13 protein-coding genes and 1 pseudogene are annotated in these 16,087 nt (G+C 63.8%); 8 read left to right on the top strand and 6 right to left on the bottom strand.

All coding sequences use genetic code 11. The annotated features are described in order from the left end of the window. The first annotated feature begins 57 nt into the window (after positions 1–57). A complete protein-coding gene (locus CGK93_RS07275; protein ID WP_198318378.1) occupies positions 58–1,683 on the top strand; it encodes a glycoside hydrolase family 32 protein in 1,626 nt (541 codons plus the stop codon). Positions 1,684–1,785: 102 nt separating this feature from the next. Beyond that, a complete protein-coding gene (locus CGK93_RS07270; RefSeq protein WP_089594243.1) occupies positions 1,786–3,531 on the top strand; it encodes a phospho-sugar mutase in 1,746 nt (581 codons plus the stop codon). A gap of 10 nt (positions 3,532–3,541) precedes the next feature. Here the strand turns inward: CGK93_RS07270 and nirD are convergent, their stop codons facing one another. Beyond that, complete coding sequence (nirD, locus tag CGK93_RS07265; RefSeq protein ID WP_089594242.1) at positions 3,542–3,904, bottom strand: nitrite reductase small subunit NirD; 363 nt, start codon at positions 3,902–3,904, stop codon at positions 3,542–3,544. 282 nt (positions 3,905–4,186) lie between these two features. Here nirD and nirB point away from each other — a divergent pair. From nirB to CGK93_RS07250, 3 genes and pseudogenes are all read left to right on the top strand, one after another. Further along, positions 4,187–6,816 (top strand): annotated as a pseudogene (gene nirB / locus CGK93_RS07260) (nitrite reductase large subunit NirB). 9 nt (positions 6,817–6,825) lie between these two features. Further along, entirely contained in the window at positions 6,826–7,860 is a 1,035-nt protein-coding gene (cobA, locus tag CGK93_RS07255; RefSeq protein WP_089594241.1) for a uroporphyrinogen-III C-methyltransferase, read from the top strand. A gap of 12 nt (positions 7,861–7,872) precedes the next feature. Next, entirely contained in the window at positions 7,873–9,030 is a 1,158-nt protein-coding gene (locus CGK93_RS07250) for a uroporphyrinogen-III synthase (RefSeq protein WP_089594240.1), read from the top strand. A gap of 34 nt (positions 9,031–9,064) precedes the next feature. Here CGK93_RS07250 and CGK93_RS07245 read toward each other — a convergent pair whose 3' ends face one another. From CGK93_RS07245 to CGK93_RS07225, 5 genes are all read right to left on the bottom strand, one after another. Further along, positions 9,065–10,363 carry a Y-family DNA polymerase gene (locus tag CGK93_RS07245; RefSeq protein ID WP_089594239.1) on the bottom strand — a complete coding sequence of 433 codons (1,299 nt, stop codon included), beginning with the start codon at positions 10,361–10,363 and terminating at the stop codon, positions 9,065–9,067. Positions 10,364–10,666: 303 nt separating this feature from the next. Next, positions 10,667–11,884 (bottom strand): FG-GAP repeat domain-containing protein, encoded by a 1,218-nt coding sequence (locus tag CGK93_RS07240; RefSeq protein ID WP_089594238.1) that lies wholly within the window; start codon positions 11,882–11,884, stop codon positions 10,667–10,669. Positions 11,885–12,106: 222 nt separating this feature from the next. Continuing rightward, positions 12,107–12,619: a GNAT family N-acetyltransferase gene (locus CGK93_RS07235; RefSeq protein ID WP_232481570.1), complete on the bottom strand. Its 513-nt coding sequence runs from the start codon at positions 12,617–12,619 to the stop codon at positions 12,107–12,109. Beyond that, entirely contained in the window at positions 12,616–12,963 is a 348-nt protein-coding gene (locus tag CGK93_RS07230; protein WP_089594237.1) for an ArsR/SmtB family transcription factor, read from the bottom strand. The genes CGK93_RS07235 and CGK93_RS07230 overlap by 4 nt, the downstream gene beginning before the upstream one ends. Before the next feature lie 51 nt (positions 12,964–13,014). Beyond that, positions 13,015–13,755 (bottom strand): aquaporin, encoded by a 741-nt coding sequence (locus CGK93_RS07225; RefSeq protein WP_089597267.1) that lies wholly within the window; start codon positions 13,753–13,755, stop codon positions 13,015–13,017. 45 nt (positions 13,756–13,800) lie between these two features. Between CGK93_RS07225 and CGK93_RS07220 the strand changes: the two genes are divergently transcribed. The 3 genes from CGK93_RS07220 to trxB all read left to right on the top strand — a co-directional run bounded on the left by CGK93_RS07220 (position 13,801) and on the right by trxB (position 16,075). Then, positions 13,801–14,475, top strand: coding sequence for an arsenate reductase/protein-tyrosine-phosphatase family protein (locus CGK93_RS07220; RefSeq protein ID WP_089594236.1), 675 nt, complete (start codon positions 13,801–13,803; stop codon positions 14,473–14,475). 156 nt (positions 14,476–14,631) lie between these two features. Further along, entirely contained in the window at positions 14,632–15,054 is a 423-nt protein-coding gene (locus tag CGK93_RS07215) for an arsenate reductase ArsC (protein WP_089594235.1), read from the top strand. A gap of 31 nt (positions 15,055–15,085) precedes the next feature. Further along, positions 15,086–16,075: a thioredoxin-disulfide reductase gene (gene trxB, locus CGK93_RS07210; RefSeq protein ID WP_089594234.1), complete on the top strand. Its 990-nt coding sequence runs from the start codon at positions 15,086–15,088 to the stop codon at positions 16,073–16,075. Positions 16,076–16,087: the final 12 nt, after the last annotated feature.

Here is a 16,087-nt window from a genome sequence, read left to right as displayed (position 1 = left end):
GTGTCGGCTCCAGAAGAGCCGGCACCCTTGCCACCCCAACCCTCAGGATTTCTCCCCATGACTTACCCCAGCCCCCACCTGTCCCGCCGCCAATTGCTGGCCGCAAGTGCCGCCGTCGTGGTCGCCTTCTCTGCCGCTTCCTGCACGCAATCGGAAGGCCCGACGGCGGCCCCCACCCCGGGCGGGCACCGCCCGTCCCCTTCGGATCCGTGGCGGCCCGTCGCACATCTGACGGCTGGTAAGAACTGGCTCAACGACCCCAATGGCCTCGTCTACCACGACGGCACTTACCATGCTTTCTACCAGTACAACCCGCACGGAAATTCGTGGGGCAACATGTCCTGGGGCCACTCCACCAGCACGGATTTGGTGCACTGGGAAGAGCAGCCCGTAGCCATGGAGGCGAGCCCCGAAGAAGAGATCTTCTCGGGCTGCATCGTGATGGATACGAACAATGCGTCCGGCCTTGGCTCGGCAGAAAACCCGCCCATGGTGGCCCTGTACACCAGCGCCTATGGCAAGAACGGCGCCCTCCCCCAGGGCGCGCAGGCGCAATCGATCGCGTTCAGCCTGGACAGCGGCGCCACCTGGCAGAAGTACCAGGGCAACCCAGTGCTGAACCTTGCCCCCACCAACAACAACTTCCGCGATCCCAAAATCACTTGGTACGAGCCCGGCCGCTACTGGGTGATGACCACCGTGGTGGCCGACGCCCAGGTAGTGAAGATGTTCAAGTCCACCGACCTCCTCCGCTGGGAATTCCTGAGTGACTTCTCCGGAGTCGGCGCCCAAGGTGGGCTCTGGGAAGTACCTGAGCTCGTGCAGATGGACGTGGAGGGCTCCACAGCCAGGAAGTGGGTCATGCTCCTGAGCATCAACCCCGGGGGCATCGCAGGCGGCTCAGGGATGCAGTATTTCGTAGGTGAGTTCGACGGAACCCGGTTCACTGCCGAAAACGCGGCTGCCGCTGATGTGCCGCTCGAGGAATCGCAGTGGCTGGACCACGGCGCGGACTACTACGCAGCAAACTCCATTTCCGGTGCGCCCGGGGACAAGCCCGTGCTCCTGGGCTGGATGGGCAACTGGGACTACGCCCAGGATGTGCCCACCACGCCGTGGCGCGGTTCCATGGCCGTTCCCCGTGAACTCACCCTGGTTCGCGGGGGGAAGCGGTTTGAGTTGCAATCGGCCATCGCCGCTGCCGCAAAGGAAACACTGGAACGCTCCGGTGAAGCGAAGAGCAAAAACCTCACCGTCGGGTCCTCACTCCAGGATCTGGGTCCGGACTTCGCAGCCCGGACGCAGTTGATTGAACTGGAGATGGACCTCGCCTCGGCGAGCGAGGCCGGCCTGATCCTCCGCCGATCTTCCGACGGCAAGGCCGGCCTCCGCATCTCCTACAGCCGGGAATCACGCACCGTTAGGGTGGACCGGTCACAGGCCGGAACCAGCAACTTCTCGGAGAAGTTCAGCCCGTTCCATCAGGTTAAGCTGCGGCCCTCCGGGAACGATCGCACCGTCCGGCTCACGATTCTCCTGGATGCTTCCTCGGTGGAGGTCTTCATTGGCTCTGGAGAGGCGGTCATTTCAGACACCTTCTTCCCGGACTGGGACAACACAGGTTCCTCGGCGTTCAGCACGGAGGGCGACACGGACTTCACCATCACTTCCCGCTCGATTTAAGGCCCGCCGAGGGGCGGGATCCCACCTATTACAACCGCCCCTCAGGGCCGGATCCCACACCCCGTTGCCCCTTCGCGGCTCATTGAGGATAGTTTTGACCCTATGACATCCAGCGATGCCGCATTTGAACAACTGCTCACCGACGCCCGCGAGTGGGCCTCACAGGATCCAGACCCGGCGACGACCGCTGCCCTGGAGGAGCTGGCCGACCTCGCCAGCGGCGGTGATGCGGGAGCAGCCCAGGAACTGGGCGACAGCTTTAGCGGCACCCTGCAATTCGGCACAGCCGGCCTCCGCGCAGCGCTCGGCCCGGGGCCAAACCGCATGAACCGCGTGGTTGTCCGCCGGGCCGCCGCCGGCTTGGCGGCCTTCTTCACCGAAACGGTAGCTGCCGCTGCGCCGGGTACCCGGCCTCGCGCCGTCGTCGGCTTCGATGCCCGCTACAACTCGGACATTTTTGCGGAAGAGACTGCGGCGATCTTCACGGCGGCAGGCATCGAGACGTTCCTGATGCCGGCAGCACTTCCGACGCCGTTGCTCGCCTACGCGGTCCGGAACCTTGACTGCGACGGCGGTGTGATGGTGACAGCCAGCCACAACCCGCCGCAGGACAACGGCTACAAGGTCTACCTGGGGCGACACGCAGTCTCGGAGAGCGGGCGCGGATCGCAGATCGTCGCGCCGTACGACGCAGAGATCGCCGCCAGGATCGAAGCCGTGGGTGCTTTGGACTCCATTGAACTGGCAGACAGTGGTTGGACAGTGCTGCCGACGGCCATCGCCGCCGACTATGAATCCGCGATGGCCGGCCTGGTGGATCGTGAACACTTCCCCGCCAGGGACCTCAAGATCGTCCTGACGCCCATGCACGGTGTGGGCGGCGAAACAGCTGTCTCCGTCCTGAAGACAGCGGGTTTCACGGACGTCACCCTTGTGGCCGAACAGGCCGAGCCGGACCCGGACTTCCCCACAGTCGCGTTCCCCAACCCGGAGGAACCCGGCGCGCTGGACCTGGCGCTCGCGGCCGCGGCAGACGCGGGCGCAGACATCGTCTTGGCCAACGACCCCGACGCCGACCGGGCTGCGGTCGCCGCTTTGGACCCCTCGACGGGATCCTGGCGGATGCTTCGGGGCGATGAAGTGGGTGCGTTGCTGGGTGCCCACATTGTGGCCCGCATGGCCGTCAATGAAGGCGAAGAGCCCCGGGACGGTGTCTTTGCCAACTCGATCGTTTCATCGCGGCTGCTGTCGCGGATCGCCGCGGCCGCAGGATACGCCCACGAGGAAACGCTGACGGGCTTCAAATGGATTTCACGGGTTCCCGGCCTCAGCTACGGATATGAGGAAGCACTGGGCTACTGTGTGGCACCGGATCTGGTGCGCGATAAGGACGGCATTTCAGCTGCAGTCCTGATCGCGGAATGTGCCGCCGCTGCCAAGGCCGAGGGCAAGACGATCTTCGACACCCTTGATGACCTCTATCTGGTCCACGGACTGCACGCCAGCGACCAGCTGAGCATCCGGGTCGCCGACCTGGGACTTCTCGATGCCATGATGAACCGCTTGCGGGTCAACCCGCCGGAAGCGTTCGGTGGCTCCGCCGTCGAGGTCTTCACTGACCTCGCCGAAGGAAGCGAAGCCTTGCCGCCCACAGACGGTCTGCTGTACCTCACCCGGGACCAAAGCCGGGTCATCATCCGGCCAAGCGGCACGGAACCCAAACTCAAGTGCTACCTGGAAGTCATACAGGCCGTGGACTCCGCGGCGGAACTGCCCGCTGCACGCCAAGCAGCGCGGACATCCCTTGACGATGTCCTCCGGGATGTCCGCGAAGCATTGGGCCTATAGCAGGCTCGGCTTAGAGTTCAACCTCGATGTAGCCGTCCACCAAACGGGTGGCGAACACATCGAGCTTGAGTTCGGGGTTGGTGAAGCACTCCCCGGTTTCGAGGTCGTAGACCTCTTTGTGCAGCGGCGATGCGATGGTTGGCCGGCTTCCGCGGGATCCAATGATGCCGCGGGCCATGACGTTGGCCAGCGTTGCCGGGTCCTGCTGTGCCACAGCGAATACGTCGGTGGGCGTTGTGCGGAACAGGGCAACCTGGCGGCCGGCGATCAGTGCCGCTTCGCCCCAGGCCACTTCGAGCTCATCCACCGGGCAAACGATGTGCCACTCGCCGGTGGTGGTCAGGTCCTCGGCACGGTCCAGAATTACGGTCATTTCAGCCCCTCTCACTGTGTCCGGGTGGTGGCTTTTCTCACCGTCACTCCCCGGACCGGGCCACGCTTGCGGCCACTCTTCCACGCTAGGACCCGGGTGTTTCATCAGGTGTCCGGGTTTGTGTCCAACGCGTAAAAGAGACCTCACACCCCGCGAAATGCGTTTGTGATGCAGAAGTTAAGATCACGAAACAAAAGGGAAACTGAAGCGAAACTGCCCGTCCCTAGGCTGGAAGCACAAGTTGCGACAGATCCGTCTGCAACATCTGCGAAAGGCCCACCAGTGACCGGACACACTTCAAGTACAGAGAACCCGCGCCGCGTCGTCGTCGTCGGCGGCGGTCCCGCTGCCCACCGTTTCGCTGATGCCATGGTCAATCGCGGTCTTGAAGGTTGGCAGGTTACGGTGCTGACCGAAGAGGCGCACCTCCCCTACGACCGCGTAGCGTTGAGCAAAGCCCTCACGGAAACCGACGTTGACCTCACCTTGGGGAAGCGTCCATGTGGGACCACGAGGCGTTGACCCTGAAGACTGGCGAGCGCGCTGTCAAGATCGACCCGGTGGCCAAGAGCGTCCTCACCGCCGCAGGAAACAAGTACGAATACGACCACCTGGTGGTGGCTTCGGGCTCGGACGCTGCCCGTCTCCCTATTCCCGGTGCTGAACACACCCACGTTTACCGCACGCTCGACGACGTGTGGGCGATTAACAAGGCCATCGCCGGGCTGCGCGAAAAGCTGGGCCGCAAGGTCAACGCCGTCACCATTGGTGGTGGCCTGCTGGGACTTGAGTCCGCTGCCGGTACGGAGCAGCTGGGCGCCACTCCGATCGTCATCAATGGCGCGCCGTGGTTGATGAACACCCAGTTGGACGAGGGAGCCGGCCAGTCGCTGGGCCGCCTGATCGAAGCAAAGGGCTTCGAAGTCCACGGTGGCGTCTTCCCGTCGGAAGTGGTGACGGACGACGACGGCAACGTCACCGGTGTCCTCATGGCTGACGGCCGCACTGTTGACGCCGACCTCGTGATTGTAGCCATCGGCGTCAAGCCCCGTGATGATCTCTTCCGCGCCGCAGAAGGCGAGGAACAGCTCTTCAGCCTGGGCCAGCGCGGCGGCGTGGTCATCAACGACTTCTGCGCCACTGAAGTGGACGGCATCTGGGCCATCGGCGAAGTGGCCAACTTTGAAGGCATGTGCCTTGGCTTGGTAGCACCGGCCAACACCATGGCCGAGATTGTTGCGGACCGCCTGCATGGTGGCGAAGCGACGTTCCCGGGCTTCGACACTGCCACCAAGCTCAAGTTGTCCGGCGTGGACGTTGCCAGCTTCGGCGACGCCTTTGCCCGGACAGAACACTCCCTGGAAATCGTCTACGCCGACCCCGCACGCGGCGTCTATCAGAAGATCGTCACCACCGACGATGCCAAGACCCTCCTGGGCGGCATCTTTGTGGGCGACGCTTCCCCCTACATGAGCCTCCGCCCACTGCTGGGACGCGAACTCGCGGCAGAACCCGGCGCGTACTTGAGCGCCGCCGGTGGCGGCGAAGCTCCCGAGACCGAACTGCCGGACGACGCCATCCTGTGCTCCTGCAACAACGTTGCGGCCGGAACCATCCGCGACACCATCAACGGATGCGGAGCCTGCGAAGGCAGCACTCCCGTCCAGGAACTCGGCGAGCTCAAGGGCTGCACCCGAGCCGGCACGCAGTGTGGTTCTTGTGTCCCCATGCTGAAGAAGCTCCTCGAGGGCGAACTGACGAAGTCCGGCATCGAGGTCTCCAAGGCGCTGTGCGAGCACATCAGTCTCTCCCGCCAGGAACTGTTCGACGCAATCCGCGTCCTGGAACTGTCCTCCTTCGAAGAGATCATGGCCAAGTACGGCACCGGTGCGGGCTGCGACATCTGCAAGCCGACCATCGCCTCCATCCTGGCCAGCCAGCACTCGGCCTACGTCCTGGACGACGGCCGCGGCTCCCTTCAGGACACCAACGACCGCGCCTTGGCGAACATGCAGAAGGACGGCACGTATTCGGTGGTCCCCCGTATCGCCGGTGGTGAGATCACGCCCAAGGGCCTCGGCGTCATCGCCGCAGTTGCCGGGAAGTACAACCTCTACACCAAGATCACCGGCGGCCAGCGCATTGATATGTTCGGTGCCCGCCTGGAGCAGCTCCCGGACATTTGGAAGGAACTGGTGGACGCCGGTTTCGAATCCGGCCAGGCCTACGGCAAGAGCCTCCGCACAGTGAAGTCCTGCGTTGGATCCACATGGTGCCGTTTCGGTGTCCAGGATTCGGTGGCCATGGCCATCGCTTTGGAGCTTCGCTACCGCGGCCTCCGCAGCCCGCACAAGCTGAAGATGGGCGTTTCCGGTTGCGCCCGAGAGTGTGCCGAAGCCCGTGGCAAGGACGTGGGCGTCATCGCCACGGCCGATGGCTGGAACCTGTATGTCGGTGGCAACGGTGGTGCCACTCCGGCCCATGCCCAGCTGCTGGCCAAGGACCTGGACGACGAAACCCTGCTCAAGTACATCGACCGCTACCTCATGTACTACATCCGCACCGCTGACCGTCTCCAGCGCACCGCGCGCTGGCAGGAAGAGCTCGACGGCGGCATCAAGCACGTCGAGGAAGTAGTGGTCAACGACTCCCTGGGCATCGCCGAAGAGCTTGAAGCCGCCATGGCCAAGCACATCGACACCTACGAGGACGAGTGGGCCGAGACCTTGAAGGACCCGGAGCGCCTCCGCCGTTTCCGTTCCTTCGTCAATGCCCCCGACCAGAAGGACGAGTCCATCTCCTTCGTCCCGGAGCGCGGCCAGATCCGTCCGGCCACCAACGAGGAAAAGGGCGGCGTGCTCATCGCTTCCACCATCCCGGTCCGCAGCGAAACCGTCGGCGCAGGAAACTAGGGGTTCACCATGCAGCTCACCATTGATCTCTCCGGCCGTGATGTCCTTGTCACGGGATCGGAAAAGTCTGCCCGCCAGGCCGTCCGCCGCTATCAGACCGCCGGTGCCAACGTGTACCGGCTGAGCACGCCGGAAGGTGTACCGGGCGACGGTCAACTTCCGGAGCGCCCGTTCCTGGTGGCGGTAGTGGACGACGGCGAAGCAGGTTGGCTGCCGCTGGTGGAACGCTGCCGCGACGCCGGCATACCTGTCGCGTTTGAGCCTGCGCCGGGCGCCGACGGACATGTGACCTTGGTGGGCGGAGGCCCGGGAGCCTTGGACCTGCTCACGGTTGGCGCCGTGGACGCCCTGCGCGATGCCGATGTGGTGTTCTACGACCGTCTGGCGCCGTACCAGGAGCTGGCCGACCTGACCTCGGCCGAACTGGTGGATGTTGGCAAGCAGCCGGGCCTGCACAAGGTGACGCAGCGTGACATCGAGAAGCTCATGGTGGAAGCTGCGCAGCTGGGCAAGAATGTGGTTCGGCTCAAGGGCGGCGATCCATATGTGTTCGGCCGCGGCGGCGAGGAAGTGGCCGCCTGTGTTGCGGCGGGCGTTCCGGTACGGGTGATTTCCGGTGTCACCAGCGCCATCTCCGTCCCTGCCGCAGCCGGGATCCCGGTCACGCACCGCGAAGTCAGCCACATGTTCACCGTGGTGTCCGGCCATGCCCCCTTGACCGAGAAGGAACACACCCACCTGGCCGGCCTTGGCGGCACGATTGTGGTCCTCATGGGCATTGGTACCCTTCCCCAGCTTGCAGCAGGGCTGCGCCGGGCAGGCATGGACGCGGACATGCCCATCGCTGTGGTGGAACGTGGCTACCGCCCGGGGCAGCGCACCACCATCGCTGATCTGGGGACGATCGAAACGGCTGCCACAGGCTGCAGCAACCCGGCCGTGCTGGTCATCGGCGAGGTGGTCCGGGTGGCTGAAGCCAACCGCAATCATGCAGAAGCATCCGCTGAACTGAGCCGCCTGGCGGCTTCGCTCCTTGAAGCCTGAAGGTAAAAACACATGACTGTTGCACGCGCCATCGAAGTCCACGACGCTACTGCCGCTCCGGAGGTTTCCGAAGCCGTCGATGCACCGCTGGACGGGTTCCGAATCGGCGTCACCTCGCACCGCCGCTCCCGTGACCTCATTGAGGCGCTGGAGCGCCGCGGTGCGAGCGTGTTGCACGCCCCTGCCCTGAAGATCGCCCCTGTGCAGGAAGACATGGTCCTCGTCGAGGACACCCGCACCATCATTGCTGCCAAGCCGGACATCTGCATCGCCACCACCGCCTATGGCATGCGCCGCTGGTGCGAGGCCGCCGATTCCTTCGGCATCGGCGAGCAACTCCTGGAATCTCTGTCCGCCTGCCGCATGTTCGTCCGGGGCCCCAAGGCCCGCGGTGCCGTGCGCGCTGCCGGTCTTGCCGACGTCGGAATCAGCAGTGACGAAACCACGGCCACGCTGGTGGATATGCTGCTGACCGAGGGCGTGCGCGGCAAAACCGTGGCCGTGCAGCTGCATGGATACACCGATGTCCGCCAGCTGGAACGGCTCCGCATGTCCGGCGCCACAGTCCTGACGGTGACCCCTTACCGCTGGGTGAAGCCCGACGGCGAAGACAAGCTGCCGCGCCTGATCGAGGCGGTGGTGGGCGGCAACCTGGACGTGCTGACGTTCACCAGCGCTCCAGCCGTGGACGCCATGTGGAGCACAGCTCACGAAATGGGCCTCTACCGCCAGCTCATCGAAGCCCTTAAGGGGCCCGTCACAGTTGCCGCTGTTGGGCCGGTCACCGCACAACCACTGGTCGACGCCGGGCTGACGCCACTGATCCCGGACCGTTACCGCATGGGCGCACTGATCCGGTTGGTGACCGAACACTTGTCCCTCAACCATGTACGCCGGTTGGAGACCAAGAGCGCCACGATCGAACTGCGCGGGCGCTGCCTGCGGATCAACGGTGAGGTGGTGGACCTGGCGCCGGCTCCCCTGCTGCTCCTGCGGGCGCTGCTCGGCGCGGGCGGAGCAGTACTGTCCCGGGAAGCGCTCTCGGACCTGTTGGACCTGCGGGGCTCTGTGCACGCCCTGGACATGACGGTCAGCCGCCTGCGTTCCTCCCTGCCGGATGGCAAACTCGTGGAGACCGTAGTGAAGCGCGGTTACCGGCTGCGGGCGTAGCCTCCCGGCCTCTACGAGGTGGTTTCCTCCCACGTCAGGCCGCCTTCACCAAGGGAAGTTCATCCCAGTTGGTGGTGTACCGGGGGCTGAGCATGTCCCGTTTCATGGACCAGTCCGGTCCTCCCTTGATTCCAGCGTGCCCCAAACCGATGGAGCCGCGGCCGTACCGCTTGCTCACTTGCTCCAGCAGGGGTCCGATGCCACGCTCTTCGTGCCGGTTCTCGAAGATCTCCAAAGGCTTCTGGTTGCCGCTGGGGCGGAGGTCAGTGACCATGATCCCGGCCTTGGCGTACCTCACGCCTTCCTGGATCCTTGGAACCAACGCATGCGCTGCCTTGGTCAGCAGGACGGGATCCGAGGTGGGCATGGGCAGTTTGACGTTAACGGTGGGAAACGACTTGTCGTTGGGGTTGTAGACAGATGTGGCAGCAAAGGCCGTCAACAGCTTCGCTTGGAGGTCGTGTTTGGCCAGCCTGGCACTGGCCATCTGGCCGTAGATGCTGAGCACCTGCCGCAGCTGCGCCGCCGTCGTAATCGGTGTGGAAAAGGAGCGGGAGAAGATCAACTGGTCCCTCCCGATCCTTTCCTCCTCCATCGGGATGCACGGGGTGCCCTGCAGTTCCAGCACCGTGCGCATCATGACGATGGAGAACTTGTCCCGCAAAGCCACGGGGTCAGCCCGGACCAGGTCCAGGATGGAGAAGATCCCCATGGCATTCAGGCGTTTGGTCAGCCTGGTGGCAACACCCCAGATCTCAATCACGGAGAGCCGTGCCATCAGGGCTTCGCGTTGGGCTTCGGGGATCGAATCCCAGCGGCACACTCCGTTGAAGCCCGGATTGTGTTTGGCCCATTTGTTGGCCAGCTTGGCGAGGGTCTTGGTTCTGGCGATGCCCACGCAGACCGGAACCCCCACGTGCCGTTGGCATGCCGCTTTGATGGTGCGTCCCAGCTCCAGCAGGTCTTCCGGTTGGCCTTTCACCCCGAGAAACGCCTCATCAATGGAGTAGACCTCCTGCCACGCCGAGTAGCGGGCCAGGAGTTCCATGACACGGGAACTGATGTCCCCATAGAGTTCGTAGTTGCTGGAGAGGGCAATGAGTCCCCATTCCTTGGCCCGCGGAGCAAGTTTGAACCATGGCTCCCCCAGCCCGATCCCCAGCTTCTTGGCTTCCGGAGACCGGGTCACTGCGCAGCCGTCGTTGTTGGACAGCACAATCAGCGGCTTGCCCTCCAGTGAGGGGTTGAACGCACGCTCCGCCGACGCATAGAAGCAGTTGATATCCACGTGGGCGATCTCCTGCATCTGATGCATGAGTGCTGGCTTGGACATCGCTCTCCTCCGTTCGGCCGTAGCACGCGCGCCGATGTTCCTTGGCAGGACACGCCGTGTATTCGAACATATATTCGAATACCTTTACTGTACTGCCACGCACCGACAAGAAGGCTTCTCTGACCAATTGCATCCAACGGAGGAACCCGGGGGTCCGCCGGTTGTTGAGTGGGTCGGGCAGGCGTCACTGTCACCCAATGTTTACGTTTGGCGGCGGAGAGGCCCAAGAGGCGGCCATGTTTGCCCGCAATGCTGGTGCAGAAGAGCCCTGAATTGTTCGCTATCTAATTTTGCGTCTCAGGATCAGATGAGGTTTTTGAAGGTGTTCCAGCCTGAACCGATTTGGCCCGCGTTGTAGAGCCCGCTCTGCCCCCAACCGGGGTAGAGGACGAGGTTGCCTTCTTGGTCAACGGCGGTGACGTCATTGGATTCTTGGGAAGGAGAATTGATCCTGGAAAATCTGCCGGCTCCGTTGATTTCGGTCATGCCCTCCCAGCCAGGGCCGACCACGGTCGGTGCTTTCCAGCCGCCGTGGCCGTCCGTTGGGTATTGGTGAAGGACACCTCTGTTATCGCGGGCGAAGATGTCCACGCCCCCGTCGCCGTTGGTGTTTCCGGGCGCGACAATTTTGTTGAAGATCTGCCACCCCGAGCCGACCTGGGATGGTGGGAGCCAGCCACCGTGGCCGTCACCAGGGTAGAGGAACAGCTTGCCTGCACGGTCGCGGGCCAGAACGTCGTTATTGCCGTCACCACTGAAGTCGCCGGCTCCGACGATGGAATCGAAGATCTGCCAGCCGGAGCCGACCGGACGGGGTGCCAGCCAGCCTCCTTCGCCGTCACCGGGGTAGTGGCGCAGGTTCCCCGCACCGTCTCTTCCCAGGACGTCGTTGAACCCATCGCCGTCGAAGTCACCCGGGGAGAAAACGATGTCGAAGATGTTCCAGCCCGACCCGACCAGCCTGGGTTCGTCCCAGGACCCCTTGTAGGACATGCATTGAATGCCCTGTCCACAAAAGACGCTCCACACGGGCTCGTAGGTTCGCGGGTAGAGAACGAGGTCACCGTTGTGAGTGCGGCCCAGAAGCTCGAAATTTCCGCGGCCAGTCCAGCCCGTGGCCCTGTTGGAAGCAGCAACAGGAGGTGTCTCGGCGCTGCGATAGGCCTTTGCTTCGGGGCACGTGCCCCGGGCGTTGAACGATATGCGGTTCCCTCGGTCCTCAGGGATGAGTTTCAGACTATGCCCCTGCTGCCGTTCGGCAGGGAGGGGAACCCCATTGCTGAGCCATTCCAAGACGAACCCGTTGGGGGCCTCCTCGGTCGGGCACGGGTTGAAGTGCTGAACCTGCGATATGGCCAATTCAGAGCCCACATAAGCCGTCCCATTCATGCGCGGCGCCCACTCATCGGAAGCGACCTGCGGGACCGCTGCAGTGGCCGGAGCCACCCAGGTTATTGACGAGGCCACCAGCAACGCGGCAAGAGCCGCCAATTTCATTGCAAACCCACGAAAATTGCCCATGATCCCCCTAATTCCTGCCCTTGAAAGGGCCCATTTTGTTCCAGAGCCTAACAGTGTGAATATCACGGGACAGCTGATGTTCCTCGTAGGAGGGCCCAACAATTTGAGGCACTTCCATATAGCGGACGTCTCTGGCGGCTAGATGCGGGACCGGGGCTATTCGTTCAGGTTTGATTGCGCACGTTACCAATATTCGGCCGGAGAGCGGCATCAATCACATAGCTACACTGCGGGCGAGCGGCGTTCGAGCAGGAGTGTGTCGCGCCACTGGCCGGCGGCGGGACCGTAGGTCATACGGGCGATGCGGCTCCTATGTCCGATGACCCGGAAACCGGCGGATTCGTGGATCCGGAGGCTGGACTGGTTTTCCGGGAAGACGCTGGATTGGATAGTCCACACCCCGTCGCGCTCGGTGGAGTCGATGAGTGCCTGCAAAATGGCTTTGCCCAGACCGAGGCCGCGGGCTTCGGCCGCCACATAAATGGAGTGTTCGACCACGCCCACGTAGGCAGGCCGGGACGAGACGGCGGAGACGGCAGCCCATCCCAGAACGCCCCGTCCGGGCGCTTCGGCGACGATCCGGTGCGCTTTCAACCTGGAGGTGTTGAAGGATTCCCAATCAGGAGCGTTTTCCTCAAAGGTGGCGTGCCCCGTCTCGATACCTTGCTGGAAGATGCGCCGCACAGCGGGCCAGTCGCCTTCCTGCATGGGCCGGACATCAAAATCACGGCTCATAGGGCAGTGAGGACTCCGGCGACGTCATCCAGGGCTCCGGGGACCAGCGAGTAGTACGCCCAGGTGCCGCGCTTTTCGCGATGCAACAGACCGGCCTCGACCAGGATCTTCAAATGGTGGGAGACGGTGGGTTGGCCCAGATCCAGCGGTTCGGTGAGGTCGCAGACGCAGGACTCACCGCCGTCGGCGGCCTTGACGATGGAGAGCAGGCGCAGCCGGTTGGGATCCGCCAGCGCTTTGAACACGACGGCCCGGCGCTGTGCCTCCTCAGCGCCAAGGGCAGGGGTAGCTGGCGGGCAGCAGATGGTCTGCGTGTCCGGTTCGAGCAAGGGCAGCGAGGTCATCTACCTATTATGCCGCAACATTGACATTCATCAATGTTTAGGCCGGCGGGACTACTGCTTGGCCGCTTCGACGGAGTGAGGGATGACGACGTCGGCGGCGGCCCGGCCGGCATGCGGGAAGAGCAGGAGCAGGATTCCAACGCCAACAGCCGCACCGAGGACCTGGACGGCGAGGAATGGTGGGACGGAACCCGGTGCAATGCCAGCGAAAGTGTCGCTGAAGATACGGCCGATGGTCACGGCCGGGTTCGCGAACGACGTGGAGGACGTAAACCAGTACGCAGCGCCGATGTAGGCACCTACAGCCGGGGCGGCCAAAGCGCCGCGTTTGGTGGCTGCAAGGGAGAAGATCAGCAGGACCAGACCGGCGGTCGCGACCACTTCGGCCAGCAGATGACCCGCCGTTGCCCGCTCTTTGGTCGAGATGGACGTACCCACCTCAAACATCGCGTTCGCCAAGACACTGCCACCGATGGCACCGGCGATCTGGGCCAGGACGTAGAGGCCGAGGTCCGGCAAGGACAGGCCGGATCCGCCGCGCCGTCCGAGGAACCAGTCGGCCATGGAGACAACCGGGTTGAAGTGGGCGCCACTGACCGGCCCGAACACCAGGATCAACACCGTCAGGCCAAGCACCGTGGCCGTGCTGTTTTGCAGCAACTGCAGGCCTACGTCATTGGGTGAGAGCTGGGCTGCGGCGATTCCGGAACCAACGACGATGGCAACGAGCAGGCCGGCGCCGAGGAATTCAGCGATGGCACGGCGCCACAGGGGCGGCTGGAGTGAAGTCATGCCAACAGCTTGACGCATGGAATTACCTCAGTCAAAATTGAATCAATGAATATTGAAGCAGTCGACACATTCCAGGCCCGGGTAGCCAGGCACGCAGCCCTTGCCGATCCGGCACGCCTGCGCATCATGGACCTGCTGACCCTGGGCGACTTCTCGCCATCGGAACTGCAGGCCGAACTGGGCATGCCCGCCAACCTGCTCTCCCACCACCTCCGCACGCTGGAGGACGCCGGGCTGGCAACCCGCCACCGCTCCGAAGCCGACAAGCGCCGCAGCTACCTCCGCCTCGCCACGGGCGCCCTCAGTGGGCTCGTACCCGGGGCGGCACATACAGCAAGCCGTGTCCTGTTCGTCTGCACGCGCAACAGTGCCCGCTCCCAGCTGGCCACCGCCCTCTGGCGGCAGGTCAGCGGCATCCCCTCAGCCTCGGCCGGAACGCGCCCCGCAAACCGCATCGCCCGCGGAGCCATCGAGACCGCCCGACGTCATGGGCTGGACCTGCCCGACATCGCACCGCGCACCCTGGAAGAGGTTGCGGAGGAGGCCGACCTGGTGGTGACCGTCTGCGACAACGCCCACGAAGAACTGACCGGGCTGGGCGGAATCCATTGGTCCGTGCCGGATCCCCTCCGCCTGGACACGGCGGCTGCCTTTGACCACGCCTTCGATGACATCACCCGCCGCATCAACGACCTCGCGCCACGCATCACCGCCGCCTGACCATCTGGCAGCAATTGCAATATTGACATTCATCAATCTATCGTCCGATACTCGCTATATCGACCATCATCAATGTTCGCTACGAAGAGCTTCGCGCTCGGGCGCACCGCTTCAAACCCAGCCACCCGTTCAACAACCATTCCAGGAGAGAAACCCGTGAGCTACGAAACCATCAAGAAGCCCTCCGTCCTCTTCGTCTGCGTCCACAACGCCGGACGTTCCCAAATGGCCGCAGCGTTCCTGACAACCCTTGGCAAGGGTGAGATCGAAGTCCGCTCCGCCGGCTCCCAGCCCGCCGACAAGGTCAACCCGGCCGCCGTCGAAGCCATGGCCGAACTGGGCATCGACATGTCCGCTGAAATCCCCAAGGTCCTCACCACCGAGGCCGTCAAGGAATCCGACGTTGTCATCACCATGGGATGCGGCGACGAATGCCCATACTTCCCCGGCAAGCGCTACGAAGACTGGGTCCTGGAAGACCCCGCCGGCCAAGGCGTGGACGCCGTCCGCCCGATCCGCGATGAAATCAAGACCCGCATCGAGGGCTTGATCGCCTCCCTCGTCCCGGCCGCCAAGTAACCCACATTTTCGAGCACCAGGAGAGTCTCACGTGAGCACCGACGTCAAGACCGAGCAACTGATCATCATCGGCTCCGGCCCCGCCGGCTACACCGCGGCGATCTACGCCGCCCGCGCAGGCCTGAACCCGCTGGTCCTGGCCGGGTCGGTCACCGCCGGCGGCGCGCTGATGAACACCACTGAAGTCGAGAACTTCCCCGGCTTCCCCGGCGGCATCCAAGGTCCTGAACTCATGGATGGGCTCCAGGAACAGGCGGAAAAGTTCGGCGCCCGGATAGTGTTCGACGACGTCACTGAAGTTGATCTGAAGGGTCACCTCAAGCGTGTGGTCACTGGAGGCGGCGAGACTCACGAGGCCCCGGCCGTCATCCTCGCTACCGGTTCCGCCTATAAGGAGCTCGGGCTTCCGGAAGAGAAGAAACTCAGCGGGCACGGCGTCTCCTGGTGTGCCACCTGTGACGGCTTCTTCTTCCGTGAACAGGACATCATTGTGGTTGGTGGTGGAGACTCCGCCATGGAGGAAGCGACCTTCCTGACCCGCTTCGCCAGGACCGTCACCGTCGTGGTACGCAAGGACCAACTCCGCGCCTCCCGGATCATGGCCCAGCGCGCCAAGGACAACCCCAAGATCAACTTCGCCTGGAACTCGGCCATCACCACGATCCACGGCGACAGCAAAGTCACCGGCGTGACCCTCACGGACACCCGCACCGGTGAAACCCGTGAACAGGACGCCACCGGGATCTTCGTGGCCATCGGCCACCTGCCCCGCACCGAGCTGGTTCAAGGGCAGGTCGATCTGGACGATGAGGGCTACATCAAGGTCGACTCACCTACCACAGTCACCAACCTCTCCGGCGTTTTCGCCTGCGGGGACGCCGTGGACCACCGCTACCGCCAAGCCATCACCGCAGCCGGAACCGGTTGCGCGGCCGCGCTGGATGCCGAACGGTTCCTTGCCGCCCTGGATGATGCGGACAGCATCGCCACGGCCCTGGTCGAAGAACCAACCCACGCCTAACCACTCGAAACG

The organism is Arthrobacter sp. YN (assembly GCF_002224285.1).
GTDB lineage: Bacteria > Actinomycetota > Actinomycetes > Actinomycetales > Micrococcaceae > Arthrobacter.
Note: the sequence above shows the minus strand (reverse complement) of the source record. Positions and strands in the feature narration are given on the sequence as shown.